The sequence below is a fragment of the Kribbella speibonae genome, assembly GCF_004331375.1.
Lineage (GTDB): Bacteria > Actinomycetota > Actinomycetes > Propionibacteriales > Kribbellaceae > Kribbella > Kribbella sindirgiensis.
Genome location: NZ_SJKC01000003.1, coordinates 1,183,773 through 1,209,578, shown reverse-complemented (window position 1 = coordinate 1,209,578; position 25,806 = coordinate 1,183,773). Strand labels below are relative to the sequence as shown.

24 protein-coding genes are annotated in these 25,806 nt (G+C 66.2%); 10 read left to right on the top strand and 14 right to left on the bottom strand.

All coding sequences use genetic code 11. The annotated features are described in order from the left end of the window. Positions 1-2 precede the first annotated feature (2 nt). The 4 genes from queE to E0H92_RS27030 all read right to left on the bottom strand — a co-directional run bounded on the left by queE (position 3) and on the right by E0H92_RS27030 (position 3,035). Complete coding sequence (gene queE / locus E0H92_RS27045) at positions 3-635, bottom strand: 7-carboxy-7-deazaguanine synthase (protein ID WP_131498137.1); 633 nt, start codon at positions 633-635, stop codon at positions 3-5. Between the two features lie 3 nt (positions 636-638). Beyond that, complete coding sequence (gene queC / locus E0H92_RS27040; RefSeq protein WP_131498136.1) at positions 639-1,334, bottom strand: 7-cyano-7-deazaguanine synthase QueC; 696 nt, start codon at positions 1,332-1,334, stop codon at positions 639-641. 118 nt (positions 1,335-1,452) lie between these two features. After that, complete coding sequence (locus E0H92_RS27035) at positions 1,453-2,007, bottom strand: P-loop NTPase family protein (RefSeq protein ID WP_131498135.1); 555 nt, start codon at positions 2,005-2,007, stop codon at positions 1,453-1,455. Beyond that, on the bottom strand, positions 2,004-3,035 hold the full coding sequence (locus E0H92_RS27030) for an adenylosuccinate synthetase (RefSeq protein ID WP_131498134.1): 1,032 nt from the start codon (positions 3,033-3,035) through the stop codon (positions 2,004-2,006). The genes E0H92_RS27035 and E0H92_RS27030 overlap by 4 nt, the downstream gene beginning before the upstream one ends. Before the next feature lie 90 nt (positions 3,036-3,125). On the opposite strand from E0H92_RS27030, the gene purB reads away from it, so the two are divergent. Further along, the gene (gene purB / locus E0H92_RS27025) at positions 3,126-4,505 is read left to right on the top strand and encodes an adenylosuccinate lyase (RefSeq protein WP_338068874.1); all 1,380 of its coding nucleotides are present in this window, start codon (positions 3,126-3,128) and stop codon (positions 4,503-4,505) included. Between the two features lies 1 nt (position 4,506). After that, positions 4,507-5,169, top strand: coding sequence for an HAD family hydrolase (locus E0H92_RS27020; protein ID WP_165550025.1), 663 nt, complete (start codon positions 4,507-4,509; stop codon positions 5,167-5,169). Positions 5,170-5,186: 17 nt separating this feature from the next. On the opposite strand, the gene folE2 is transcribed toward E0H92_RS27020, so the two are convergent. From folE2 to E0H92_RS27000, 4 genes are all read right to left on the bottom strand, one after another. Continuing rightward, a complete protein-coding gene (folE2, locus tag E0H92_RS27015) occupies positions 5,187-5,990 on the bottom strand; it encodes a GTP cyclohydrolase FolE2 (protein WP_131498131.1) in 804 nt (267 codons plus the stop codon). Beyond that, the gene (queD, locus tag E0H92_RS27010; protein ID WP_202873831.1) at positions 5,980-6,348 is read right to left on the bottom strand and encodes a 6-carboxytetrahydropterin synthase QueD; all 369 of its coding nucleotides are present in this window, start codon (positions 6,346-6,348) and stop codon (positions 5,980-5,982) included. The genes folE2 and queD overlap by 11 nt, the downstream gene beginning before the upstream one ends. Positions 6,349-6,436: 88 nt before the next feature. Next, complete coding sequence (locus E0H92_RS27005) at positions 6,437-7,285, bottom strand: hypothetical protein (protein ID WP_131498130.1); 849 nt, start codon at positions 7,283-7,285, stop codon at positions 6,437-6,439. Next, a complete protein-coding gene (locus tag E0H92_RS27000) occupies positions 7,278-7,814 on the bottom strand; it encodes a phosphoribosyltransferase (protein WP_165550023.1) in 537 nt (178 codons plus the stop codon). The genes E0H92_RS27005 and E0H92_RS27000 overlap by 8 nt, the downstream gene beginning before the upstream one ends. Before the next feature lie 317 nt (positions 7,815-8,131). Between E0H92_RS27000 and E0H92_RS26995 the strand changes: the two genes are divergently transcribed. The 4 genes from E0H92_RS26995 to E0H92_RS26980 are packed head-to-tail and all read left to right on the top strand — an operon-like array spanning position 8,132 to position 12,405. Then, positions 8,132-9,115, top strand: coding sequence for a UDP-glucuronic acid decarboxylase family protein (locus tag E0H92_RS26995; protein ID WP_202873830.1), 984 nt, complete (start codon positions 8,132-8,134; stop codon positions 9,113-9,115). A 28-nt stretch (positions 9,116-9,143) separates the two neighbouring features. After that, positions 9,144-10,538, top strand: coding sequence for a class I adenylate-forming enzyme family protein (locus tag E0H92_RS26990; protein WP_131498127.1), 1,395 nt, complete (start codon positions 9,144-9,146; stop codon positions 10,536-10,538). Beyond that, entirely contained in the window at positions 10,535-11,053 is a 519-nt protein-coding gene (locus E0H92_RS26985; protein ID WP_131498126.1) for a phosphopantetheine-binding protein, read from the top strand. Before E0H92_RS26990 ends, E0H92_RS26985 begins: the two co-directional genes overlap by 4 nt. 2 nt (positions 11,054-11,055) lie before the next feature. Then, entirely contained in the window at positions 11,056-12,405 is a 1,350-nt protein-coding gene (locus E0H92_RS26980) for an AMP-binding protein (protein ID WP_165550021.1), read from the top strand. 131 nt (positions 12,406-12,536) lie between these two features. Here E0H92_RS26980 and E0H92_RS26975 read toward each other — a convergent pair whose 3' ends face one another. From E0H92_RS26975 to E0H92_RS26950, 6 genes are all read right to left on the bottom strand, one after another. Next, on the bottom strand, positions 12,537-13,961 hold the full coding sequence (locus E0H92_RS26975; protein WP_131498124.1) for a glycosyltransferase family 4 protein: 1,425 nt from the start codon (positions 13,959-13,961) through the stop codon (positions 12,537-12,539). After that, a complete protein-coding gene (guaB, locus tag E0H92_RS26970) occupies positions 13,958-15,133 on the bottom strand; it encodes an IMP dehydrogenase (RefSeq protein ID WP_131498123.1) in 1,176 nt (391 codons plus the stop codon). Before guaB ends, E0H92_RS26975 begins: the two co-directional genes overlap by 4 nt. Continuing rightward, on the bottom strand, positions 15,133-15,936 hold the full coding sequence (locus E0H92_RS26965) for a hypothetical protein (RefSeq protein ID WP_131498122.1): 804 nt from the start codon (positions 15,934-15,936) through the stop codon (positions 15,133-15,135). The genes guaB and E0H92_RS26965 overlap by 1 nt, the downstream gene beginning before the upstream one ends. Positions 15,937-15,998: 62 nt before the next feature. Then, a complete protein-coding gene (asnB, locus tag E0H92_RS26960; RefSeq protein WP_131498121.1) occupies positions 15,999-17,813 on the bottom strand; it encodes an asparagine synthase (glutamine-hydrolyzing) in 1,815 nt (604 codons plus the stop codon). A gap of 3 nt (positions 17,814-17,816) precedes the next feature. After that, on the bottom strand, positions 17,817-18,794 hold the full coding sequence (locus E0H92_RS26955) for a glycosyltransferase family 4 protein (protein ID WP_165550019.1): 978 nt from the start codon (positions 18,792-18,794) through the stop codon (positions 17,817-17,819). A gap of 65 nt (positions 18,795-18,859) precedes the next feature. Further along, positions 18,860-19,951: a Gfo/Idh/MocA family protein gene (locus E0H92_RS26950; protein ID WP_131498119.1), complete on the bottom strand. Its 1,092-nt coding sequence runs from the start codon at positions 19,949-19,951 to the stop codon at positions 18,860-18,862. A 390-nt stretch (positions 19,952-20,341) separates the two neighbouring features. Here E0H92_RS26950 and E0H92_RS26945 point away from each other — a divergent pair, with 390 nt between their 5' ends. The 4 genes from E0H92_RS26945 (at position 20,342) to E0H92_RS26930 (ending at position 25,736) form a co-directional block, all read left to right on the top strand. Beyond that, the gene (locus E0H92_RS26945; protein WP_131498118.1) at positions 20,342-22,228 is read left to right on the top strand and encodes an ABC transporter ATP-binding protein; all 1,887 of its coding nucleotides are present in this window, start codon (positions 20,342-20,344) and stop codon (positions 22,226-22,228) included. Continuing rightward, on the top strand, positions 22,225-23,997 hold the full coding sequence (locus E0H92_RS26940) for an ABC transporter ATP-binding protein (RefSeq protein WP_131498117.1): 1,773 nt from the start codon (positions 22,225-22,227) through the stop codon (positions 23,995-23,997). The genes E0H92_RS26945 and E0H92_RS26940 overlap by 4 nt, the downstream gene beginning before the upstream one ends. Before the next feature lie 187 nt (positions 23,998-24,184). Continuing rightward, entirely contained in the window at positions 24,185-24,937 is a 753-nt protein-coding gene (locus E0H92_RS26935; RefSeq protein ID WP_165550018.1) for a class I SAM-dependent methyltransferase, read from the top strand. Positions 24,938-25,013: 76 nt separating this feature from the next. After that, entirely contained in the window at positions 25,014-25,736 is a 723-nt protein-coding gene (locus tag E0H92_RS26930; RefSeq protein ID WP_165550016.1) for a nucleotidyltransferase domain-containing protein, read from the top strand. Positions 25,737-25,806: the final 70 nt, after the last annotated feature.

Sequence of the window (25,806 nt, the reverse complement as noted above, 5' to 3'; positions counted from 1 at the left end):
TCCTACCGAATTCCGACGATCTTGTGCGTTTGCAGGCTGAGCCGCCAGCGCGGATGGGTCAGGCAGTACTCCAGCGCCAGGCGGGTGTTGCCGGTCGTGTCCGGGCCGTCCATCGGCTGCAGGGAGAACCGCCTGAAGTCGAGACTCTCGTAACGCTCAGGCGGGGCATCCAGTTGCGGGTACACCAGCTTGAGCTCGTCACCTGATGTCAGTACGAGCTCGGCGGTGCTCTTCGGGCTGACGCAGATCCAGTCGATTCCGGGTGGCGCAGCACGCGTTCCGTTGGTCTCCACCGCCACCGTAAATCCAACGTCGTGCAATGCGTCCACAGCGGCTCGATCGAGCTGGAGCAGCGGCTCGCCTCCGGTGCAGACCACGTATCGCTCACCGCCGCCCGCCGGTGGCCAGAAGGCGGCGACCGCGGCGGCGAGATCGGCCGCCGTCCTGAACCGTCCGCCACCACTGCCGTCGGTTCCCACGAAGTCGGTGTCGCAGAACGTGCAGACCGCCCGGCCCCGGTCCTTTTCGTGGCCGGTCCACAGATTGCAGCCGGTGAAACGGCAGAACACGGCAGGACGGCCGGCGTGCGCGCCTTCTCCTTGCAGGGTGTAGAAGATCTCCTTCACCCGGTACACAGGTCAGAGCCTGCCCGCGAGGGCAGGGTCCCGCAGCCCTACTTCGGCGAACCCGCGGCGACGAAGCAGGCAGGAGTCGCAACTCCCACAGGCTCGGCCCGCGGCGTCGGGGTCGTAGCAGCTGTGCGTGAGGGAGTAGTCCACGCCGAGGGCCAACCCGCGCTCGATGGTCTCCGCCTTGGTCAGGTCGATCAACGGGGTGTGGATCCGCAGCCGCTGATCGCCTTCAACGCCTGCCTTGGTAGCCAGCGTCGCCATTCGTTCGAAGGCCGCGATGTACTCGGGGCGACAATCGGGATAGCCCGAGTAGTCGAGGGCGTTCACCCCGATGAACACGTCGGCGGCGCCCAGTGTCTCGGCCCAGGCCAGTGCGAACGACAAGAAGATCGTATTGCGGGCCGGTACGTAGGTGATCGGGATAGAGTCGTCCAATTCATCGACGTGAGCGTGCCGCGGAACGTCGATGTCCGCCGTGAGGGCCGAACCTCCGAACAGGCGCAGGTCGATGTCGGCCACGACATGCCGCTCCGCCCCGAGCGCCTCCGCGACACGTCGTGCGGCGTCGAGCTCGGCCTGGTGACGCTGACCGTAGCGGAAGCTCAGCGCGTAGAGCCGGTAGCCCTCCTGTTTGGCGATGGCGAGGACGGTCGACGAATCGAGTCCCCCGCTCAGCAGCACTACCGCAGGCTCATTGGACATGTCGCCCCTCCGAGAATTCGATGGATTTTTGACACGGTGCCGCGCCCCTCGAGCTTTACACCCGGTCCGATCGGCGTCAATTTCCGGACGGCCGATGGAGCACGGCCCGGAGAAGATGTCAGATGGTTCGCGAAGCAATGTTCGACACGATATCCCGGCCATGTCGAAATCGCACGACCTTGCCGGCGTACGGCATCAGTGCGGCTACCGTCATACGATGATCCGTTGCGGCGTCCTCATGTTCCTGACTCGGGATTCCGCCAGGGCCTAGGTAATACCGCCGCGTACTCCACAAAAAGCGGAGAAGAAGCCGGATACCCTTCCATTCGTTCTCCCCGCGCAAGGACTTTTGCACGTGTCTGCTGATGACTCGCCACGTCGCCTGCCACCACGGGATATCCAGCCAGACGATGAGGTCGGCCGCCGCGAAGAGCGGCTCGGTCCAGCCCAGATAGATGCCCTCGGTCACCCAGTCAGGCCGGGCCGCGATCTCCGCGACCGCAGCACGACGCTCGGGCCACGGCACGAGCGTCACCGTCGTGTGGTCGTCGGATCGGCGCATGGCCACCCGATCCAGCTCGTGGTGATCGGTGGACAGCGCGGCGGCGAGCCCGGCCGCGACGTAGGTCTTGCCGCTCCCGGCGGCTCCGACTACGTGGATGCGCTGACTCATCTCACAGAGACTTCCGGATCGGCCACCGAACCTCTCCGGTCGATCGTGGCGCGGATGTCGGGTCCCGTACTCAGCAGGCCGACGGGTCGCTGAAGCCCGTCTTCAACTTGGTCCACGAACCGCCGAACAGTCGAGGGCAGGCGCCCGTACGGCACCCCGGCCGCGGCCGGATCCAGACGGTCCAGACAGGTCAGCGCGATATAGGCGGGATCGTTCAGCATGACCGCGGTGCTGGCCGACTCCAGGTCGAATGCGCCCACCCGCCGCGGGCGACCGGTCACCGTGGCCACCTCCTGCCAGTTCCGCTCGTGAATCTCCTCGGACGACAGCTCACGCGGCAAGTCGCCCGGCCCGACCCGGGTGGCGTAGGCCTTGAACACCAGCACGACCTCGTTGATGCGGGTCGGTGCCAAACCGACGTCAGCCGCAGCCGTTGAGGCGGTGCTGTCCTTCGAGACGGTGTGCGGGTAGGTGCCGTACAGCACCGACAACCCGAAGCCGTTCGTGCCTTCCACCAGAACGCGTTCCCCCCGGTCCAGCGCCTCGTTCGCCAGCGCGGCTACGTCGGCCACGTACGGAGCCAGTTGCGGGGTATCTCGGACCAGTCTGGCCGTGCGCAGAGCCCGATCGGCCAGACATGGGCCGTGCCCGCTTCCGGTACTGCCCACCACCGTGCGGAGAAAGTTGCTGCTCGCATCCGCTTGCCGGTGCTGCTCCTCGATGACGGTCGCTCGGCCGTCGATCGTGATCCGGCCGGTCAGCCCCAGCCGCTCGACCTCCTCGAAGAAGACGGCCGGCGAGATCAGGGTCCCGGCGCCCAGTGCCAGCCGGCAGTCCGGACGCACGAAAGCGGCAGGAGTCTGCCGGAGCCGGAATTCGACCCCGTCCTGAACCACGGTGTGACCGGCTCCCGGGCCGAGGCCGGCTCGGATACTCAAATCGATCTGATCACGGCCGGCGAGATAACTACACACCTTGCCCTTGGCTTCGTCACCCCATTGTCCACCGACGACAACAGTGCTCGGCATCGTTCGCTCCCTTCGCTTCCGTCCTTTTAAACTCAAGCGTCCCTACGGATCCCTGAAACATTCCGGAATCAGAGTGGAGTACCCAATACCGTGGACAATGACATTTCTGCCGGAAGCAACGTGATCCTGCCTCTCGACGAGGGGCGTTACGGAAGTTCGCAGATGCGAGCCATCTTCTCAAAATCGAATCGCTATCGACTATGGCTGACGGTGGAGCGCGAGGTCGCCCGGGTCCAGGGCGACCTCGGGTTGATCCCCGCCGATGCCGCCGCCGCCATCGACGCCGTCGGCCGTGAGGACGTCGATCCGGCGGCGATTGGTGCGGCCGAGACGTGGACCGGCCACGAACTGGCAGCGTTCGTCCATGTGCTGTCGACATCGGCAGGGATACACGGCCGGTGGACACATTTCGGCCTCACCAGCAGCGATGTCATCGATACCGGCGGAGCGTTGCAGCTCGCACAGGCCGCCGGTCTCCTTCGGGAGGAACTGCACACACTCACCGACGCATGCCGCCGTCTTGCCATGGAGTACGCCGACCTCAGCATGGCCGGCCGGACGCACGGCCAGTACGCCGAACCAGTCACCCTCGGCGGCAAGTTCGCCGTCTACCTCGATGCCCTGCTGCGTACGTCGGACCGGCTCGCCGAGCTCTCCCCCAGACTGCTCGTCGGCAAAGTGGGCGGAGCGGTGGGCGCCGGTGCGGCGTTCGGCGATTTCGGTGAGGAATTGGAACGCCGGGTGCTGGCTGGGCTGGGCCTGGGAGTGGCACGACTGAACTCGCAGGCGATCGCGCGCGACCGCATCGCCGAGTTCGTCGGCTGGGCGGCACTGTCCGCGGCGGTGCTGGAGAACATCGCCACCGAGATCCGCAACTTGCAGCGCGACGAGATCGCCGAACTACGAGAGCCCCGAACCATGCGGCAGGTCGGCAGTTCCGCCATGCCACACAAGCGCAATCCGGTGCTGTGCGAGAACGTGTGCAGCCTCAGCCGCCTGGTGCGCTCACTGGTCCATCCCGCGCTGGAGAACGTGATCACCTGGCACGAGCGCGACCTGGCCAACTCGGCGAACGAGCGATTCGTCATCCCGCAGGCGTGCCTGCTGCTCGAGGAGATGGCGCGGAAGATGACGACCGTGCTGGCCGGTCTTGAGGTCGACACGACAGCGATCGCTCGCAACCTCGACCGGGCCGCCACCATCTGGATGAGCGGGACGCTGCTGCGCCTGCTGGTCAGCAGCGGTCTGGCCCGCCCCGAGGCCTACCAGGTGGTCCAGCAATGCCTGCGGTCCGGTCACCGTGGCGACCAACTGGTCACCGAACTGCTCGCGCACAGCGAGGTGGCAGCCGTTGTCACGGTCGACGAACTGGCGGCGCTGGTCGATACGGATCTCGGTTCCGGCTGGTACGCCGATCGGGCCCGAGCTGTGGCCGATGTCCCTTCGTCCTGGTCGACCGAGGACCTGTGAGATGGCTACATCCGCCGTGTTGCTGTTGGACCGCGATGGCACCCTGGTGTCCTGGGAGGAGATGTTCGTCGCGTGCGTCGCCGACGCCTGTCGGCAGGCCGGTGTGACCACTCCGGCACCCGAAGTGGTACTGGCGTTCGACTTCTGGGAACAGTTGCTCGCCGATCGACTCGTAGTGGACGGCTGTCGCGTCACTGTCGACTCCGACGCGATTCCCCATCGCTACTTGAGCAGGTACGGACGCCCGATTCCTGGTTCCGTACCGGCCATGGTCGCGCTGGCCGCGGCCGGTGTGGTCACCGCTTTGGTCAGTTCCTGGACCGGTACCCAGGCCACCCGGACGTTGGTCGACTCCTGGGGAATCGGCGACACCTTCGCATTGCTGCTGACCTCCGACGACCTGACCGTCACCGGCACTCTCACTGCCGTCGAGCGCAAGCGGCTCCTCCTCGAGTTGGCCTTGCGGGACCTAGACCCCGCGTTGCCACGATGGCTGGTGGGCGACTCGGCCAGCGACATCGAGGCCGGCCACCAGGTCGGCGCCACAACGGTCGGCGTACTGACGGGTAACGGTGCCCGGGAGTTCGCGCCCGGCAGCAGGGTCCGGCCCGACCACCTCGTGGCCAGCCTCCGTGAGGTTCCCGACCTGATGCGCAGCAGGTAAGGCGGCCTCTGAACCGATCAGGAAGGCTGTGCGCCGCGGGGTTCCCGCCAGGACACCGCGGCGTACGCCGCGTGGTTGTGGATGCTCTCGTCGTTCACAGCACGCACACGGTAGGCGGTGATCCCCACACTGGTGGACAGGACTTCACAGACGTTCCGCACCATGTCCTCGACGAAGACCGGGTTGTCGTAGCCGGTCATGGTCACATGCCGTTCGTCGGGACGCTTGAGCAGCGCGTAGACCGGCGACGAGGCCGCCGCCTCCGCGGCGGCGATGAGTCCGTCGAACCACAGTCCCTCCACCGGATCGGCGCCCTTGACCTCGATGGTGATGTGGCCGCGCTGATTGTGCGCACCGCGGTCGCTGATCGCCTTGCTGCAAGGACACACACTGGTCACCGGAACGTCCACGCTCCACGACAACTGGGTGCCGGTCGGGCCGCTGGAGGCCGATACCGAACACGTGTACTCGACGAAGGCGCGAGACCGTGTCACCGGCGCTTCTCGTTCCAGGAAGTACGGAAACGTCAGGTGCACCCGTGCGCCGGAACTTCCCATGTACTGCCGCAGTTCCTCCGCGAGAGCCCTGACAGTCGCGGGCGTCAACTGCTCCCTCGAACCGTGCAGCACCTCGATGAAGCGACTGAGGTGCGCGCCCTTCACCTCGGGCCCGAGGTCGACCGACATGGTGGCCGTGGCCACGGTCTCCCGCTTCGCGCCCTGTCCGTCGGCGACCAGGACCGGATATCGAAGGCCTTCGATACCGACCTCGTCCAACGGCACGCCCCGGCGGTCCGGTGCGGCCTGCACATCAGCGAGCATCTTCCCTCCCTCGATAGACACATCCAGAAGTGCACGTCTCCCGGACGTGGATCTCCGACAGCGGTAGCACGCCGACCAGACGGGCCCAGATCCACTGGGCCAAGTTCTCGCTGGTGGGGTTGTCCAGCCCCTCGACGTCGTTGAGGTAGTGGTGGTCCAACTGGTCCTCCAGCGGCCTGAACGCCTTCTTGATGTCCCCGAAATCGATCAGCCAACCGGTAGAGGCGTCGACCTCACCGCTGACATGCACCTCCACGCGATAGCTGTGTCCGTGCAATCTGCCGCACTTGTGACCCGCCGGAACAGTGGGTAATCTGTGCGCCGCTTCGAAGGTGAATTCACGATAAATTTCGATCAACGGATCTCCAAATGGTGAATGCAACGTTCACGTGAAGCCGATGGTCGAGCTGCCGGAAAGCGCTGGACGTCACTTCGTCGAGCCAGCATCAGACGGCGGAGTGCTTACCGTCAACGGTGGCATTCGTACGCGGCGCCGGCCGCGACTTCGACGCCGCACCGAGAGCCGTCCAAACATGCCACTGATGCGGCAGCCGCTCGAGCGAACTCTCGATCCGGCGCAGAAATTCCAGCGGCTCCCCAGAGTACTGATGACAGATGATCTTCAGCTTCGGGCGCCAGCCGTCCACCACCTCCACGCACATGAAACTGATGCGCGCCGCATCGTTGCCGAGAACCCGGAACAGTCGTTCGGTCCGATCCGGAAGCCGGGCGAACTCGGCATGGAAGGACGTCGTTCCCGGTTCGCCGATCGAGTCGATCGGCACGATGAAGTCCCAGCCGCTCTCGAGCCCCCGACGGGCACTGAGGATCGCCTGCCACGAAGGAAAGAACAACGGGGTGACGAGGCCGCGCTGACGTTCTCCGACCTTCGGCAGAACGAGTCGCCGACGGTGCTCGGGGTGTGCACTGCTGAACGCCACGTTGTGTCCGCGCACCGCGAGGACGACAGCCAGAGCACCCAGCGCCCCGGTCCGCGCGGTCAGAATCAGGTTTCCTCCCGGTGCGATCGGTTCGTCGCAGGTCAGGCCCAGGGCCTGGACCGTGGTCGCGGCGCCGAACCGCCGGAGGGTGTCGTCGAAAGCTCGCCCCGACGCTGACACGAGCACATGCCGCTCGAAGACCGGCAACTGCTCCCACCGGTTCCGGAAGGGCCCTTGGCGGATCCCGAGAGCCAGGTCCCGTCGCCATCGACGAGAACTCGGCCACAGCCTCGACCGGAGATATCTGGCGCGGAACCGCTTGCGGTAGAAGGCCTTGGCCTCGGCGTCAGTCATCCGTGCCGGATCGGGTTCGGAGAACCAGCGACTCGACGGCGCCGTGGTGGTCGCCAGGAGGACACTCCCAGGGGAACACCACCCAATCGTCCGCCGCGAACACCGAGTATTCCGGTCGGTCCTGACACCCGTCGTTCACCACGATGACGGCTGCCCGCACCTCGGCCGCGCCGGCCCGACGGGCGCGTTCGCGGACCACCCGAAGCGTGCCACCGTCGCCCGCGATGTCGTCGACGAGCAGGACCCGAGCGCCGTTCAGGGAGTCCGGAACCATCCAGGAGATCGCGGCCTCGTCACGTTCGGCGTACTGACCGTCCGAGGCGTTACGGGTCACCCCGGTCGTTCCCACCCGGCCGGACAGCAGGTGTCCCAGCGCGGTCGCCAGAGGCAGGCCGCCGCGCGCGATTCCCATGATGACGGTCGGCCGGAAGCCACTGCTCTTCACCTGGACGGCAAGGTCCTGCGCGGCGTCGCCGAACGTGGTCCAGTCAAGGCCCAACAGCCGCCGGCGCTCCCAACGCGGGGTCACGACCGCGGTCCCGCGGAAGGGACGCTTCGGCGAGGGACATTCCGGCACGAACGCAGCATCGGCCTCTCCTTGTCATTTCCAGCACGAGATTCCGCTCGGGGCGGTGTCCCGCCGGCGGGACGCCTCCGGGAAGAAGCAGAACACGATTGACAACTCCGACCGCGCTGCCGGCGGCAAGGTTTCGGCGGAATGGTTTGGCCATATGATGCCGCCGCGTCACCGTTGCGCGCTACCGGCCACGACCGGCACCGAATAAGGTATTGCAGGTCGGGCCTATATTGGGATTTCCTGTCGCGGGGAGAATATTGATGACAGCTATGGCCACACGCTGGAATTTCCGTCGGGCGGTCGTGACCGGTGGCGCGGGCTTTGTCGGATCCCATCTGTGCGAGCGCCTCTTGTCATTGGGAACACAGGTCGTCTGCCTTGACAATTTTCTGACCGGCCTTCCGGAAAATGTCGGTCACCTGACGAACGATCCCGGCTTCCGCCTCGCCCGCTGTGACGTCACCGATTACATCCACGTTCCCGGCGAGGTCGACCTCGTTCTGCATTTCGCCTCACCAGCCTCGCCGGTGGACTATCTCCGGCTGCCCATCCAGACGCTCAAGGTCGGCAGCACCGGCACCCTGCACTCCCTCGGGCTTGCCCGGGAGAAGAAGGCCAGGTTCGTCCTCGCCTCGACGTCGGAGGTCTACGGCGACCCTCTCGAGCATCCTCAGCGCGAGGACTACTGGGGCAACGTCAACCCGTTGGGGCCGCGCGGTGTCTACGACGAGGCCAAGCGTTTCGCGGAGGCGCTGACCACCGCGTACCGGGCGAACTGCGGCGTGGACACCGTGATCGCGCGCATCTTCAACACCTACGGACCGCGGATGCGGCCCGACGATGGCCGGGCCATTCCCACTTTCATCCGCCAGGCGCTGGCCGGGGAACCCATCACAGTCACCGGCGACGGCAGCCAGACCCGCTCGGTCTGCTTCGTCGACGACACGGTACAGGGCATTCTCGCACTCGCCGCCAGCGGTCACCCGGGTCCGGTGAACATCGGGAATCCCGACGAGACCACCGTTCTGCGGCTGGCCGAGACGATCCGGCAGATGGTCGACGCCCAGGTCCCGATACAGCTCGTCGACCGGCCGGTCGACGATCCGCGCAAGCGCAGGCCGGACACCACGCTGGCCGAAACCCTGCTGGGCTGGAGATCCACGACCTCGCGCGAAGAAGGTCTGGACAAGACCATCGCCTGGTTCCGATCGGCGTTGGCCAGCCAGGAGGAACTGCCGTCCTTCACACACTGATGCCCAGATCACCGACGAGAGATCGAACATGATTCTTGATGAACTGCTCCGGCAGGCGGTCCATCAGCATCCTGACCGGCCCGCCGTCATCGAGAGCAGGCGCGGGGTTGTCCGCAGCATCACCTGGTCGCAACTCGATCGGCTGACCGCGGCACCGAGCCCGCTGGGGCCGGAGGTGGCCAAGTGCAGGCCGATCTTGTGCATCGACCTGGCCAACACCCTCGACGGCGTGACGAGATTGCTCGCCTCCCTGCGCACGGGGCTTCCCGTCCTCCCGATCAGTCCCAGGACTCCCCCGCAGGAACGCGCCGAACTGGTGCAACGACTGGCCGCGACCTACGGCGCGGTGTACGACGACAACCGGCTCGTCGTCGCCAGACCCGAGCACGACGTGCCGTGCGAGGGCGACTACCTCCTGCTGACGGGCGGCACCACGGGGCGACCCGTTCCCGTACAGGGCAGCCTCACGCTGGGTGGCTTTCCCTTTCTGCTGCGCCGAACAGGCTGGACGGAGGGGTTGCGCCAACTCGTCGTGGGCCCGCTTCATCACGCCGCACCCTTCCTGCATCTGATCGCGGGTGTCCTCGACCGGCAGACGATCGTGGTACAGGGAGTGTTCGAGGCGAGTAAAACCATCGACATGATCCACCGCCGATCGATCGAATGGATGCAGGTCACACCGTCGCACCTGCGCAAACTGCTGGCGGGGCCCGGCCTGCGCCGGGATCGGTTGGCCTCGCTCAGGGCCGTCGTCCACACAGCCGGCCCGTGTGACGCCGAGACCAAGCGGAACTGGATCGAACTGCTGGGCGCCGATCGGATCTTCGAACTCTACGGCGCCACCGAACAGATCGGGATGACCATCGCGCGGGGCGACGAGTGGCTGGCGAGGCCGGGCACCGTGGGCAAGGGTTTCCTAACCAGGATCCGGATCCTCGACGAGAATCTCGGACCGCTGCCGCCCGGGGCTGTCGGCCGCGTCTTCATGCGCAGCGGCCGGCCGGTCACCGCGGCCGTCGAACACACGGTGGACGGATACCTGAGCCTGGGCGACCTCGGATATCTCGACGAGGACGGCTATCTGTATCTGACGGGGCGCCGCCAGGGCCTGATCAACGTCGGTGGCGCGAACGTGTCGTCGGCCGAGATCGAAGAGGTCGTTCTGCGCCTGCCAGAAGTCGCGGATGTCGCTGTGATCCCAGCGCCCGATGCAGACCTCGGCCAGGTTCCTGTCGCATTGGTGGTCAAACACGCCGGCAGCGGCCTGACCAGTGACGAGGTCGTTCGGCACTGCCGCGCACTGCTGTCCGCGTACAAGCGGCCCAGGCGGGTGGAGTTCGTGGCCCATCTTCCCAGAACCGAGACGGGCAAACTGCAACGCTGGCGGCTGGAATCCCTGCGAACCATAGAGGTGGAAACGTGAGCGAGTCCTCGACCACACGTCGCGAGCACCCGATGACGATCGAGCACCCCGACGTCCTGGAGGCTGTCACCTACGAGGAGGCCGGTGAGTTCGTCGTCGCGGTGGTGCCCACGTCCTACACGAGCGCGGTCGGCATCCGGGAGCACCTGTGGAAACACCACGCGTTCCCGGCTCACGTGGTGGTCGTTCGCGAACTGCCCACCACGACGGACGGAGCAGTGGACCTCGCGACATTGGGAGCTGAGGTGGCCGCGCTCGACGAGAGCCAGAGGTCACGCTATGTCGCGCCCTCAGGGGATTTGGAAGAACACCTGGCCGCACTGGTCGCAGAGGTTCTCGACATCGATCGGGTCGGCGTTCTCGACGACTTCATGGACCTGGGCGGCGACTCGATGCACGTGATCCAGCTGAGCACACTCATCATGCAACGGTTCGGCGCGGACCTCTCGCTCGAGGCCTTCTTCGAGGCCTCCTCGGTCCGGAATCTGGCGCAAGCCGTGCAGCACAAGAGCTGATCGTGTCATTCCCGCACGGTGCGGCGAACGCCCCGGCCCTGATCGTCGCTGACGGCACGGCCCTGCGCTACGGCGAACTGAGCTCTGCGTTCAGCCCTTGGCACAAGCTCACCGCGACGCTGAAGGGACCGGGGGTGGTGCTGTTGTTCGCCGACAACTCCCTGTCCACCGTTCTGTGCTACTTGGCCTGCCTAGACTCCCCACACACGCTCATGCTCGCCGACCCCGCCCTAAACGAGCGCGCCGTCGCCCGGATCCTGTCGGCGTTCCAACCCGACCTGGTGGTCCGCCCACCGCGTGCGCTGCCCCTTCCACAGGGCTACCTGGCCACGGATGGTGCGAACTGGCGACGGGCACGAACCGCGGTGATCGATCGCGGACCGGCCCTGCTACTGATGACGTCGGGCAGCACCGGAGCCCCGCGTGTCGTTTGCCTCTCGGCGGACAATCTGTCCGCCAACGCTGACAGCATTGGGCAAGCCCTCGCCATCACCGAGGCGGACCGAGCGATCACCTCGCTGCCCCTCCACTACTGTTACGGGCTCTCAGTGCTCAACAGCCACCTGAGTCGCGGCGCGAGTGTCGTCCTGACCAACCGATCCCCGACCAGTCGGCTTTTCCTGCGGCAGCTCGCACAGACGGGGACCACGGCGCTGGCCGGCGTTCCGATCACGTACCAGGCTCTGTGGCCGGTCTTGCGCAGGCAGTGGCCCGCCACCTTGCGCGCCCTCACCCAGTCCGGAGGGGTCCTCGGCAACGTCGCCGACTATGCCCGGCTGGCGATCGAGCACAACGGGCGCTTGTTCGTGATGTACGGGCAGACCGAGGCGACAGCGAGAATGGCAGTCCTGGACACCGCAGCACACCCCGAGGCCATCGGGTCGGTCGGCCGAGCGGTACCCGGTGGCAAGTTCGAACTGCTTGACTCCGGCGAGATTGTGTACCAGGGCCCGAACGTCATGCTCGGTTATGCCGATACCCGGGCGGATCTGACCGCTGGTGACCGCCTGGGAGGCGTCCTGCGCACCGGGGACCTCGGGTCGATCCGAGACGGCTACCTCTATCTGCGGGGGAGGATCAAGCGTATCGCCAAGGTCGCGGGAAAGCGGATCAACCTCGATGAACTCGAAAGTACCTTCCGTAGGCTCGGCACGACCGCTGTGGTCGAGTCCGGGGGCGCAGTGTTCGTCCATTGCGTGGCCGAGTTGGACACCGCACACGCCCTGGCCCGCGAGGTCTGTGCAGACCTTGGCATCCCCCCTGCCTACCTTCGGATCAAGCTGGTGGACAACGTGCCGCACAGTGCTGCCGGAAAGATCGACTACCAGGCGCTGATTCGAGAGTCCTCCTGATCGCGACGCATCAGCAACTCCCGCGGCTGGGGGCAAGGCAACGCGGACGACGGCTTTCGGCTCGGTCGCCCTGACGACCGAACCGAAAGCCGTTGCCGCAGGCACCTGTTGTTCCGGTGTCGGCCTTTCTGCTACCTGTTCGGCGGTTGCTGTCTGACGAGTAGCCCTTCGGCCTCCCACCGGTTCAGTTTGTCCACCGCTGTGCCCAGGTCCGCCGAGATGTACCCATCCGGCGCGGCTGACAGCAGCGTCAGCAACTCCTGGTCGTCGGCGTAGGTGTGCAGGTAGTCGCTGTAGTAGCCACTTGCCGTCAGCGCACACCAGGGCGGAATGCCATAACCGGTTCCGCCCTGCGTCAGCGAGTTGCCGATGGGCCGACCGACCGCCGTCTCGGCGAACACCTCGTGGTAGCCGGAGACCATGCGTTGTTCGCTGTAGGTGGCATCGACGAAGTCGCGGAACCGTGGTGTCTCGAAAGGCTTGTCACTGAGCAACAGCTCCACCAGCAGTTCCGCGCAACCACCGATGTCGGCGTAGTCGACCTTGGAAACCAGGTCGTCCGGAAGAACGGTCCGCTGGGCGCCGACGCGGCTCACGATGGCCGGTGTCCCGCACAACTGCGATTCCACCGCGACGTTGCCGAATGCCTCGACGAAGTTGCCGATGCACAGGGTGGCTCGCCCGAGTGAGAAGTACTCCGGCATGCGGTCGGCCGGGATCCATGGATGGACGTGCAGGAGTTCACCGAGGTCGTGCTCAATGGCGTGCTTCTCAGCTTCGCGGTAGAGGGTCTGGTACTCGTGGTCGGACTCCTCTCCGACAAGATCCGAATCCATCCACAGCGGCACGAGCAGGCGTAGCCGGGCGAAGAGCTCGGCCGGCAGGTGCTCCCGAGCGGCTGCAATCACCTCGATGGCCTGGAACAGTCCCTTGCGCGGGTCCGGGCGGTGCGGGAACAGAATCGGTACCCAGTCCGTTCGGAGGCCGAGCTCACTCGCCATCCGGGTGAAGTCGACGGGGCGGAACGCGGACTGGTTGAAGCCGTTCGGAACGACCTGAACCGAGGTCGAGTGCTTGTCCGCCAGCCGGGAAAGCGTCGCCGACATACAGCGCTCGACGTAGTCGGAGATCGCGACGAACTGCCGCCCGCGGAAGGCGAAGACACCCTCCAAGGTCGTCGGGTAGACGAAGTCCTGAACTCCGGACACCACCGGCACGCCGTCGTAGATCTGACTGAACACCAACTCCGAGTCGTGAATGTAGAAGACGTCGGAGTCGGACGCCGCCGATCGCAGCGTCTCCGCGATCGACGCCAGGTGGAACGGGGCGGTGTAGTAGGGCTCAGGAAAGGTTTGTTTGAAACGAAGGTGTGGGTGCACGTGCGCGCGGGGGGCCAATTGGAAGGACTGCGGGTTGTCGTCACGCCAGGTGCAGTAGACATCACAGTCGTGCCCCTGCTCGGCCAGATGACGGACGACCGAAGTCAGCGTGCGCTGTGAGCCGCCATGGACGTGTCGCGGGAACACCGGGCCGAGGGAGAACACGGAGATCTTCATGACGCGCCGAACCTGTCGAGGAGCCGGCCACCGTCGTCGCCCGCGTGGGGCCGGCTCTCCTGTACGCCCGCCGGCGTCACCCTGACGAACCGCGCGACCGCCTGCAACGTGCGCAGGTCGGAAGCACCGCAGTAACTGAGCCCCGATTGCACCCCACCGGCGAACTGCCGCAGGACGTTACGCAGCGGGCCTGTCGCCGGGAACGCCACCTCGACGCCTTCTGGGACGTAGTCGTCGATGTCCTCGTCGGACAGCGCCGAACCTTCGGCGCGACGGAGCGTGAGCCGCATTCCCAACGAGACGTAGCCGGTGGACGACCGCACCCTGCGTCCGTGGCTCTCGCCGGGTGCGGCTGAGCTCTCGTCGGTACCGGCAAGCACAGATCCGAGCATCACCGAGGACGCGCCCGCTGCGAGAACCTTGGTGATATCGCCTGCCTTGCGGATCCCGCCGTCCGCCACTATCGGCACGCCGAGTGCGCGACCGGCCTGCACGCATTCCATCACCGCCGTGAACTGAGGCACCCCCACCCCGGCGACAGTTCGGGTGGTACACACCCCGCCAGGGCCGATACCGACCTTCACCGCACCCGCTCCCGCCGCGACGAGATCTTCGACTCCCTCAGCGGTGGCGACGTTGCCGGCAATGATCGGCAGGTCAGGGTGTCGCTCACGCAACAGGCCGACCGCGCCGAGCGACAGGTCGAGGTGTCCGTGCGCTGCGTCCACCAGCAGCACGTCCACCTCGGCGTTCACCAGCGCATCGGCCCGCTTGACGAATTCGTCGGTGACACCGACCGCGGCGGCCGTGAGCAGTCTCCCCTCGCTGTCCACCGACGGCGGCACACCGAGCGAGCCACTGCCTTCGAGGGCAGTCTGCTTCACGTGCCGGATCTGGTTGGCCTGGTCGTCGATGGTCTGCATCCGGTGAATGCAACCCAATGCACCCAGCCGCGCCATCGCCACCGCCATCACCGTCTCCGTGCACCAGGGGACGTTCGAGGACAGGATCGGGATCGACAAGCGGATGTCCCCGACCACTGTCGAACTCAGATCGACATCGCGCCTGCTGCGCACTGCGCTGCGGCGCGGCACGAGCAGAACGTCATCGAGTGCCAGCGCAGTCGGGATCTCCACCGCGGGCTGTTGGGGCGAACTGGATCGGTCCCTCATCAGACACGTCTCCTCACTGTCAGGCCGGCTTCGGCCGGATCGGCTGTGACACCGCTGACCTGCGCGATGTCCGGCAGGAACCGCCAGAACGCAGGATGATCCGGATACGTCGCGTGCAGCATGACCAGGTCGGTCACGTCGCGCACCGGCGGCTCGTTGAGCGGGCACACGACTCGATAGCGAGCAGGGTCGAGGACCAGCACCTCGCCCTCGGCCGCCAGCGTCTGGATGACCGCTGCGACCGCCCCCTGCTCATCGTGGTACTTCACGTCGCCAGGGGCGATCGACTTCTCCCACCAAGCGAGTTCGGCGTCGAGCAGGACAGTCAGATCGGCGCCCCTCGCCTGACCCACCAGACCGGCGTTGATCGGCAGAAAGTCGGGCGGCAGCCGGTCGCCGAAGTTCCCGTACGGCCACAGTGCCACGAATTCTTCACTCGAGACGAGGTAGGAAGCGCTTTCGCCGGCGAGGAAACGTCGCACCTCGACCGGCTCGCCGAGCAAGAAGATGTCGGAGTCGATGCGTAGTTCCGCCCGGTCGACATCGCCCCGGGGCGCGGGCGCCCATTTACGCCAGGTGGCCTCCTCGCGGAGGTAGCGAGATCGCGACGGGCCGGCCAGTTCCCGCACCTCGGCCTCGACCAGCAGGTTCGCCGCGACGAAGCCGGGGTCATCGGCATAGACGATGTACTCCGCGGTCGGGCCGAGGAACCGCTGGAACGACCCGATGCTGTGACTGAGCATGAAGCAGTTCTCGATCGTCGGGTTCCAGCTCGCCCACCGGCAGGTGACGTCGGGCTTCATCGTGTACTCCCCAGTTCGTGGCCGAACACCGAGTGAGCGGCGGTTTTGGTGGGTTGCGCGATCTAGGGCAGGAACACGTTGCCCCAGGTCAGCAGCGAATAGATGCTCCAGACATCAGACGGAAAGACTCCCGGTGCAAGGCGGTTGTCCGAAGTGATCAACGTCGGCAGCCAGTTGTCGGGCTCAAGCCCGAGTTGATCCTTCTCGGCCAGCAGTCGCAGCTCGGCCACCACGCCGCGCAGCGGCCCTGCCAACCACGCGGCCATCGGTAAGGAGAACGGGCTCTTGGCGGCTCGGGCAGCCGCAGGGATCCCGAGGTCCAGGGCGAGAGAACGCAGCGCCACCTTGTTCGAGTCCGTCGAGAGCTTGCGATCGGCGGGCAGGGACAGCCCGTGCTCGACCACGCGGTGGTCGAGGTACGGGTATCTGCCTTCCACCGAATGGGCCATGCAGATCTTGTCGCCCCGGGCCAGCAGGGTGCTGGGGACGAAGCCGCGCAGGTCGTCCCGGCCGTAGCGGTAGAGCAGTGCCGACCTCGTACCGCGCGGCTCGTCGGTCACCGCGGCGGAGCACATCACCTCGGCCACCTCGGAATCGCTGCGTCCCAATAACCGCGTCAGGGGCAGCTCTGTCGGGCCGTCGCCGGGCAGGCGCAGCCGCTGTGGCCACAGACTGCCGTCGTCGAGTGCTTTCAGCAGGCGCCGGCCGCCAGTCCATGAGCGGTCGCCCGCCGTCGACCGGCGGTATTGCGAGTACCCGCCGTACAGTTCATCTGCCCCGTCGCCGAACAGGAGCACCCGGATGCCACGCCTCGCCGCCTCCGCCGCGATGCGGTCGAGAAGCGCCGCTGTCGGATCGCAGATCGGCTCCTCCAGACTCTCCACTGTCCGCGTCGCCGCCTCCAGGTAGCTGTCGGCGGACAGCTCGACGGCGACGTGCTCGAGACCGAGCCGAGAGGCCACAGCCGCCGCGGCAGTGACTTCGGAGTGAGCGCGGTCCTCGGCGGTGGCGAAATCGATAGTGAAGGCCGTCAACGGTCGCTCGGCTGTGGCGCAGTGCACGGCCGCGACGACAGCCGAATCGAGCCCGCCGCTCAGGCAAAGACCGGTGGGGCCATCCACAGTGCTGCCTTGCGCACCGACTGAGTCTGCGAGGAGCCCCGCCAGACCCGTATCGAGATCAGTAGCACAACTGAGGTCGCCGGGATCTTCCGGGAGGCTCCAGTACCTGTGCTCGTCGACCTGTCCGTCCCGGATCTCCAAGCAGGTTCCCGGGTTCACTTTGTAGATGCCGTCGAATCCGGTCAGTGGCGCGGGAATGAACTGATGGCGAAGGTAGTGGGCGATACCGGCGGTGCACGCGGCGGCCGGCTCAGGATCGACGGCCAGCAGCGGCCGGATCTCCGAGCAGTAGGCGAGCCGCCCGCGGATCTGCGTCACATAGAGCGGGCGGATGCCAAGTCTGTCCCTGGCGAGTACGACGGACCCCGAGCGGTTGTCGATGACGACGACGGCGAAATCGCCGACCAACTCGCTCCAGAGCCCGGCTCCGTACTCCTCGTACAGGTGGACAATCACCTCGAGGTCCGAGGTGCTGCGGAACGAATGCCCCCGGCTCGACAGGTCCCGGCGTAGTTCCGGATAGTTGTAGATCTCGCCGTTACCGCAGACGGCGATGGATCCGTCTTCGCTCAGCAACGGCTGGTCGGCGGCAGGCCCACCACGGACGGCAAGACGACGGACGACCACCGAACCGACCAGCGACTCGTACCTGCCCTCGGAATCGGGGCCCCGATGGATCATCTGGCCGGCCATGACAGCCAGGCGCTCCAGGTCGCCCGGCCGTTGCGGTCCGGTGAATCCCGCGATTCCGCACATCGGTCAGCGTCTCGATCCGCGGCCGGCGTCGACCAGGAGTTTCTCGTACAAGTGCACGTAGTCGGCCGCCATCCTGCCGCGGGAAAACCGGGTCACGGCCCGCTCACGGCATGCCGTCGGACTGATCCGGTCGACCTGCCCGATGGCGGCGGCCATCTCCTCGGCAGTAGCCCGCAGGAAGCCGGTGATCCCGTCAGCTACCACCTCAGGAACGGCTCCCCACGGGACCGAGACCACCGGTGTACCGCACGCCTGGGCCTCGACGAGCACTTTGCCGAACGGCTCCTCCCACCGGTACGGCATCAGAAGGGCCCGCGCATCACGCAGCAACTGTTTCGCCTGCGTGCGCGAGGCCGGTCCGTACCAGCTGACCTGATCTCCATCGAGCGCCGGCGCCACCTTCTGCTCGAAGAATTTCCGATGTCTGTCGAGCAACTGTCCTGCGATGACGAGCGGGACGCCCGCCGTCCGTGCGGCCTCGATGGCCAGGTCGACACCCTTTTCCGGAATGATCCGACCGAGAAACAGGACATAGTCCTGCTTGTCCGCGCCGAACGGAAACCCGTCGACGTCGATTCCGTTGTGCACGGTACCGGCAAAGGACAACTCCGGCAGCAGTGTTCGCATCCGGTGACTGATCGCTACGAATCTGGTGGCCCGGCGTGCCTTCTCGTCCAAGGCGTGGAACTGCTGGAGGAAGTCGGCGTCGTACAGCCAGTTCGCCCGGGTAATCGTCGGCCGCCGAATCGTGTGCGCCAGGAGCGCGCCATGTTTCGACTCATTGTTGTGAACAATGTCGAAATCGTGTGAATTGGCGTACTCGACCGCGGCCTCGACGTGCTTGCGCGGGTTCGCCGGGCTGTACTCGGGCACTTCGGGGAAATGGAAGGCGAGCGGAAGCCCGACCGTGGAGTCGCCAGTGGCGAAAACCGTGACCTCGTGACCGGCCGCCGCGAGCTCGACCGAGAGGTCGTAGGTCACTTCCTCGGCCGGGCCGAACCCGTCCGGTGGAGTTCTGGCCCAGCAACTCGAGATCTGCAGGATCTTCATCTCGCCCGGCCACCGGCCTCGGAGAACGCGGCCAGGTGCTTGGCCACGGGCACCGTTCTCCCCAGCTCGGCAGCCTCGACGGCAGCGAAGATCGTCGCCAATGTTTCGAGGTTGTCGAGCAACTGTGTGGCAGGCGCGGGACCACCGCGGATCCAGCTGACGAACTCGTCGACGACCGCGCGATGTCCGGTCAGCGGCGGTGCGATCACCGGTACCGCGGTCTCCTCCGGCCCGTTCGGACCATGGACGGTGACGAGCACGGAGGAATCCACGATGCGCAGCGTCCCCTGCGCGCACTCGGCTCGGTAACTCTCGTGTTTCCACCCGTCCTGCTGGCCGGCCGCCACAGCGTTCGCCTCGTAGAGGAACCTGGCCGATGATGGGAAGACACCACCGGCGAGGGCACACGGCGCTCCCGAGAAGGAGTTCACATGCCCCGGCCGCCACTCGTCGGCCCACACCAGTTCGGGAGTTTCTCCGGCCAGATGACGAATCTGATCGAGGTGATGCGCACCGGCTTCCAGGAGCGCAGCGTGCGAATTGTCGTGCCGATCACTGCCCCAGCTTCCCGGTTCCCGGTAGTCGACCCGGAACCGTGCCGTCAGCAGGTTAAGCGGGCCTAGGCGTCCCTCGGCCAGCACAGCTCTCGCCGTCTGGGCAGGTCCGTAGTGCCGATAGTTCTGCACCACCTGTGCCTTCACTCCAGCCGATCGCACCGCCCGGACGATGTCCGAGGCCTCCCCGAGGTCGCCCGCCAGCGGCTTCTCGGTCAGAACGTCGAGCCCGTTCTCGGCCGCCGCGCAGATGGCGTCGCGATGATGACCCGGTGGCAACACGACCACGGCGGCATCGACTTCCAGCCCCCGGCCGAGCGCAGTGGCCGCCTCGTCGATCGAGCGGAACGTCGCGGACCGAGATACGCCCAGCGCGGCTGCACGGTCAGCCAGGCTGGTCCCATCCTGGTCGACCAGCGCCACGATCTCGATCCGGTCGGCCGCGACGGGAAGGAAATGTTCGTGCCACACTCCGGCCCACCCACCGGTGCCGAAGACCAGCACGCGCACAGCCGACTCTCGGCGGCCACTCACGCCGCACTCCTCGGCGATTGGCTGAAGCGGATGTGTTCCGGCGTCATTTTCACCCTTCCGTCCCGCAATCGGCCAGGCTTATGGTCACTCCGGACGTTCACCGCCGTGATTCGAAACTCAATACTCCGACACCGCGGCACGATCGCGAACGGTTGAAAGGCGACCGGGACCCGGTTGTCTCGCCGGCGGGACACGCGGCGAACCGGACTCGGACGGGATTCAGCACCCGCCGAACCGGCACCAGGAACAGGGATTGTGCGGATACGGTTGCCCGGTCCGATCTCAGGTTCGACCGGACTGCCGTACCTAACGTGAAGCAAGCGATCGGGATTATCATTTCAGCGGCGTGCTCCAGGCTGATCGTTGCTTCCTCTCCACAATGGAGTGCCCTTGAGATTGGTTGACAGCGGTACCGGCACGTCGCCGACTTCCTTGCACCGATTGGCGTACCGGGAACATGTGGCGGAAAGACTGCGGATACTGCGTCTGCTCCGGCATGCGCGGCGGCGGGACCTGATCGGACTGATCACGGTGCTGGCCGGCAAGGCCGCAGGTCCTCCGGCGGCCGCGATCGTCACGGGGACTGTGGTGACACAGGTCGGTGCCGCGGGTGGCACCGGCTGGGGACTGGCGCTGGTCGCGCTGCTCGCCGTGACGTTGCTGGCGATCAATCTGATGGATTCGCTCCGAGAGTTGTTTCACCTCGCCGTGTCGCAGCGCATCGATGGCTGGGTGCGTACCCAGGTGCGTGCCATCGCCCTGGCGCCCGCCGACATCGTTCATCTGGAAGGACAGGACTTCCAGGACGACGCGTCGCGGGCCAGCGCACCCAATGACTGGTGGGTCCGCTCTCCTGGTCACGCGGCGTTGGGGCTGATTCAACTGGCTGCCCAGATGATCGGCGCACTGATGGCGGCCGGCGTCCTCGCCCTGCACTTTCCGGTACTGGCAGCGGGGCTGCTGGGGGCGAGCCTGCTCGTCCGGGCAGTCGTCCGCCGCCAGTGGATGCAACTCGCCCGGGTGGAGGAATCGCTGGCCCGGGACGGCCGACGGGTGCAGTACTGGACGAGCCTGGCCGCAGGAATGGAGACGGCCAAGGAGATACGGATGTTCGGACTGGCCGACTGGGTGGTCCACGGATGGCTGAGGGTTCGCTTGGACACCGCGTCCAAGGTATGGGCCATTCATCGGCGGATGCTTCGCCGCCAGGCCGTGCCTGTCCTGCTCGGAGGGGGATCCGCGCTGGCGGCGCTGCTGGTGCCGGGACTGGCAGCGGCCGATGGCTCCCTCTCCGTGGGAGCATTGGCCACGTGTCTGGTCGCCGCATGGGCGATCTTCACAGCCGCGGACTTCGGCGAATCCGTCGACATCGAACGCGGAACACGCTCGATGCGTGCCTTGGAGCGGCTGACCGCCGGCTACGGCCCCGTTCGCCCGCTGAGCGTCGTTCGCACCGCCGAACCCGCTCGCGAAAGCGCTGCCCCGACGGTCGTTTTCGACGACGTGCAATTTCGTTACCAGGGTAGTAGCGATCGACCAGTGCTGAACGGTCTGAACCTGCGGATCGAACCCGGCCGGGTGCTGGCCGTCGTGGGCCGGAACGGAGTCGGCAAGACCACCTTGACCAAGGTGCTGGCCGGGTTGTACGTGCCGACGGCAGGCCGGGTGCTGGTGAACGGTGCCGGCCTGCCGGACCTGGATATCGCGGCCTGGCGGCGTCAGGTGAGCGTGATCTTTCAGGACTTCGTGCGCTATCCCGCTTCGGTACGCGACAACATCACCTTGTCGGTTCCGGAACGGCCGATCGATCACGGCCTGGTTGAGCAGTCGCTGCTCCAGGCCGGCGCGCACGAGGTAGTCGATCGGCTCCCCCGCGGACTCGACACACCGCTGTGGCGGGGCGGCGACCACGGGCGCGATCTGTCGGGCGGCCAGTGGCAAAAACTGGCGATCGCCCGCGTGCTGTACGCAGTCGCGCAAGGGCGCCAGTTGATCGTCCTGGACGAGCCCACCGCCCATCTCGACGTACGGGCTGAAGCGACCTTCTACCAAGACGTGGTGGCCGCTGCCAAAGGGGTGTCGGTGGTCTTGATCTCGCACCGGCTCTCCACCGTGCGGCACGCGGATCACATCGTCCTCCTGGCCGAGGGTCGCGTGTCGGAGTCCGGTACACACGAGGAGCTGCTCGCGCGCGGCGGCCGGTATGCCGACTTGTTCAGGTTGCAGGCCGCCCGCTTCGGCAGCGATGAGTCCGATGATGCGGCGGTATCGGAATGACCCGCCGGATCCGCACCACCTGGCATACGCTGGTTCTGACCTTCCGCGCGGATCCCGTGCTGGCGATCGTCACAACCTCCTTGGTCGTGCTGGCCGCCGGCACCGTTGCGGGGACAGCGGTGAGCCAGCGGTGGCTGATCGACGCTGCCGGTCTCGGCGATGTCGCAGGCGTGGTGGCCGCCGTGCTGGTCGGCGTGTTGGCTTACACGATTTCCGCCGCACTCAGCCGGGTGCAGATGAACCTGCGCCCCTATCTGGCTGACCGGGTCTCGGTACTCGTGCAGCAGGAAGTCCTCCGCGTCGCAGCACACATCCCTACGGTCGAACACCTGGAACGCGCCGAGTACCTCGACCGGTTGACGACGCTGCGGCGCGGTACGTTCGCCTTGTCGGCACTGTGCTGGACGGTTGTCGAGACACTTGCTGCCGTGGTGAGCCTGGGTCTGAGCCTTTGGCTGCTGGCTGCAGTCCACCCCTCGCTGTTTGTTCTCGCGCTGTGCGTCGTGCCGGTACTCGTCGCCAACAGCAAGGCCGAACGCCTCAAACGCACCGCCCGAGACGCGGTCGCACAGACTGTCCGGCGCGAAGAGGCCATTCACGCACTGTGTCTGCAGTCCGACTCAGCCAAAGAAGTGCAGATCGCCGGCAATGGCCCCGAGCTCAACCGCCGGGCCGAGCAACTGTGGGAGGAGATCACCAGGCAGCAACGGACCGCCCTGATGAAAGGAATCGCGTGGACGACGCTCGGCTGGGCATGCTTCTTCGCCGGCCTCGCTGGCGCACTGGCCCTGGTGGTCCACTTGGTGATGGAAGGTCGGGCCAGCGTCGGGGACGTCGTACTGGTCATGTCCCTGGCCGAGCGGCTGCGTCAACAGGTGTGGGGCAGCGTCACCGGAGCCGGCGCGATCGCCCAGGCAGGGCATATCGCGGACCACTACCACTGGCTGCGCGACTATGCCGCCACCCTTCCCAAGGGCAGAACCGCCGCACCCGATTCACTCACCAGGGGCATCGCGCTGCACGGGGTCACGTTCTCCTACCCTGGCGCAGAGACACCGTGCCTCAAGAACATCAACCTGCAGTTGCCAGCCGGCTCAACAGTCGGTCTAGTCGGTGTCAACGGAGCGGGCAAGACCACTCTGGTCAAGCTGCTCACCGGAATGTACCGACCCGGCCAGGGCAGGATCGACGTCGACGGCCTGCCGCTGACCGACATCGAAGCCGCTCAATGGGCAACTCGCTGCACCGGCGCCTTTCAGGACTTCGCCAAGCTCCAGCTCCGCGCTGGGCATGTGGTGGGTGTCGGCGACCTGAGGCATCTCGACGACCGGGACGCAGTCGAGAACGCCGTGGACCAAGCCGGGGCCCGGCATACCGTCGACCTCCTCCCCAACGGCCTGGATACCCAGCTCGGGACGGTCTTCGGTGGCGTCGATCTGTCCCATGGGCAGTGGCAGAAGCTTGCGCTAGGGCGCGCAATGATGCGTCGTTCACCTTTGTTGCTGATCCTCGACGAGCCCACCGCCGCGCTCGACCCCCAGGCAGAGCACGAGCTGTTCGAGAGCTTCTCCCGGCAGGCGCGAACGACCCGGCACCGTGGCGCGATCACCATCTTGGTGTCACACCGTTTCTCCACCGTCCGGGCGGCCGACCTCATCATCGTCCTTTCCGATGGACAGATCGTCGAGAACGGCAGCCATACCGAGTTGCTCGCTCTCGGCGGTCACTACGCCGAGTTGTACACCGCCCAAGTCGAGGCTCACAGGTGATGGATGCCCTGGCCTCCACCCTGTCGTCCGCTCGCTCGTACGATTGATCGGGAGATATCGCGTGGCAGAACACGGAGATGGTTCGAAGCTGTCGTGGAGCACCCTGGGCCGCGACCCGATGGGTTTGGTACGGGACCACAACGCCGTTGGCGCCTCGTCGCTGTTCCCGCGCGGGAGGTTGACCAGGATGGCTCGTTCGCTTCTGCGCAGGCTCGCCGGTCCCAGAGAACTCGACCTGCGGTGGACCTCGGCAAGGCTCGACCCGATCGCCGCGCCCGAGTCGTACATCAGCGCGATCCTGCGAGATGACCACTGCGATGGGTCCCAGTTGCGTCCGCTCGTCTCGCTGGCAAACCAGGTGGTCGAGCGAGCGATCGATCAGCCCCTGCGCCTGCTGCGTGAACGTCATGCAGCGGACTCGGTGTTCGTCTGGCCAGGTCAGCACTATCGGCTGCTGGCCTCGATCGTTGAAGTACTGAAACCCCGGACGATTATCGAGATCGGCACCTTCAACGGTGCCAGCGCGCTGGCTCTCCTGGAGAACCTCCCGGCGGCCGGGCATCTGGTGACGTTCGACATCGTGCCGTGTTTCCAGGTGGATCGGACTTTGCTCCGGGCCGAGGACCTGGACGGCGAACGACTGATCCCCGTCACCGCTGACCTGCATCGCGGTGAGGTGTTCGAGGCGTACGCCGACCTGTTGCGCACGGCTGATCTCATATTCATCGACGGTCCCAAGGACGGGCAGTTCGAGTCCGGGCTGATGTCAGGCCTCGGCAGGCTGGGGCTGGCAGCGGGAACGCCGCTGGTCTTCGACGACATCCGGCTGTGGAACATGCTGCACTTCTGGCACACGCTCGATCTGCCCAAGCTCGACCTGACTGGTTTCGGCCACTTCACCGGAACCGGCCTGGCCCTGTGGCAGGAGCAACACAGCTAGCAGCGTCCACAATCATTGCGCCGGCAACTCAGCCGATATGGAGGACCGGGCAGCCGCCAGGCTAGAGTCTGCCGCGATGAATACCAAAAGCGATGGACCCTCGGCTCCCCGCCTCGCCGCAATCCGAGCCCACTGGTTGAGCACCGCGACCGCGGCGCTCAACGATGATCTGTCAGTAGTCGGCGCTGCCCTGGTCGGCTCTTTGGGCGCCGGCCGCGCCGATGACTGGAGTGACATCGACCTCCTGATCGTTGTCGAGGACGCACACCTCGACGACTACTCGATCCCGGGTCGGCTGCCGCACGGTGCCGGTCTGCCGGCCTTCGCCATCGACGCCCGCCACAACGGTCCTCGCGGCACCAGAGCGGTCAGCGCTCAATACGTCGTCGATGGGCTTCCGCTGTGGGTCGACTGGTACGTTCACCCTCGTTCTCTGGCAGCCTGGCCTTCCGACTGCACGGTGATCTTTGAGCGGCAGGACGTCGGCCGAACTTCAGCCACCTTTTCGGAGTACCTCACGCGCGGCGAGTCCGAGGCCCCGACGTCGAAGAGCCCCGAGGAGCTACAGGCCATGCGGCTCGCGCTCGTCCCAATCGCAGGAAAGCAGCTGGTCCGCCGATCAGCGGAGACGGGCCGCACGATCGAGTTTCTCGGCGGTCCCGCTACACCTCCCGGCGACCGGACAGACCAGCTTGCAGCCCTGCGTCAAGTGCTCGGCCAATTCGCGGCGCTCGAGCGTCCGGACAGCCACGCAGCTGGCCACGCCTACCTCGAGTTGGTAGACGACATCATCGACTGACGGCAACGACCCGGCCGGTCTAGCGATCGAATCTCTGCACGGGCATCGACGGCCAGCTGACTCGGGTCCT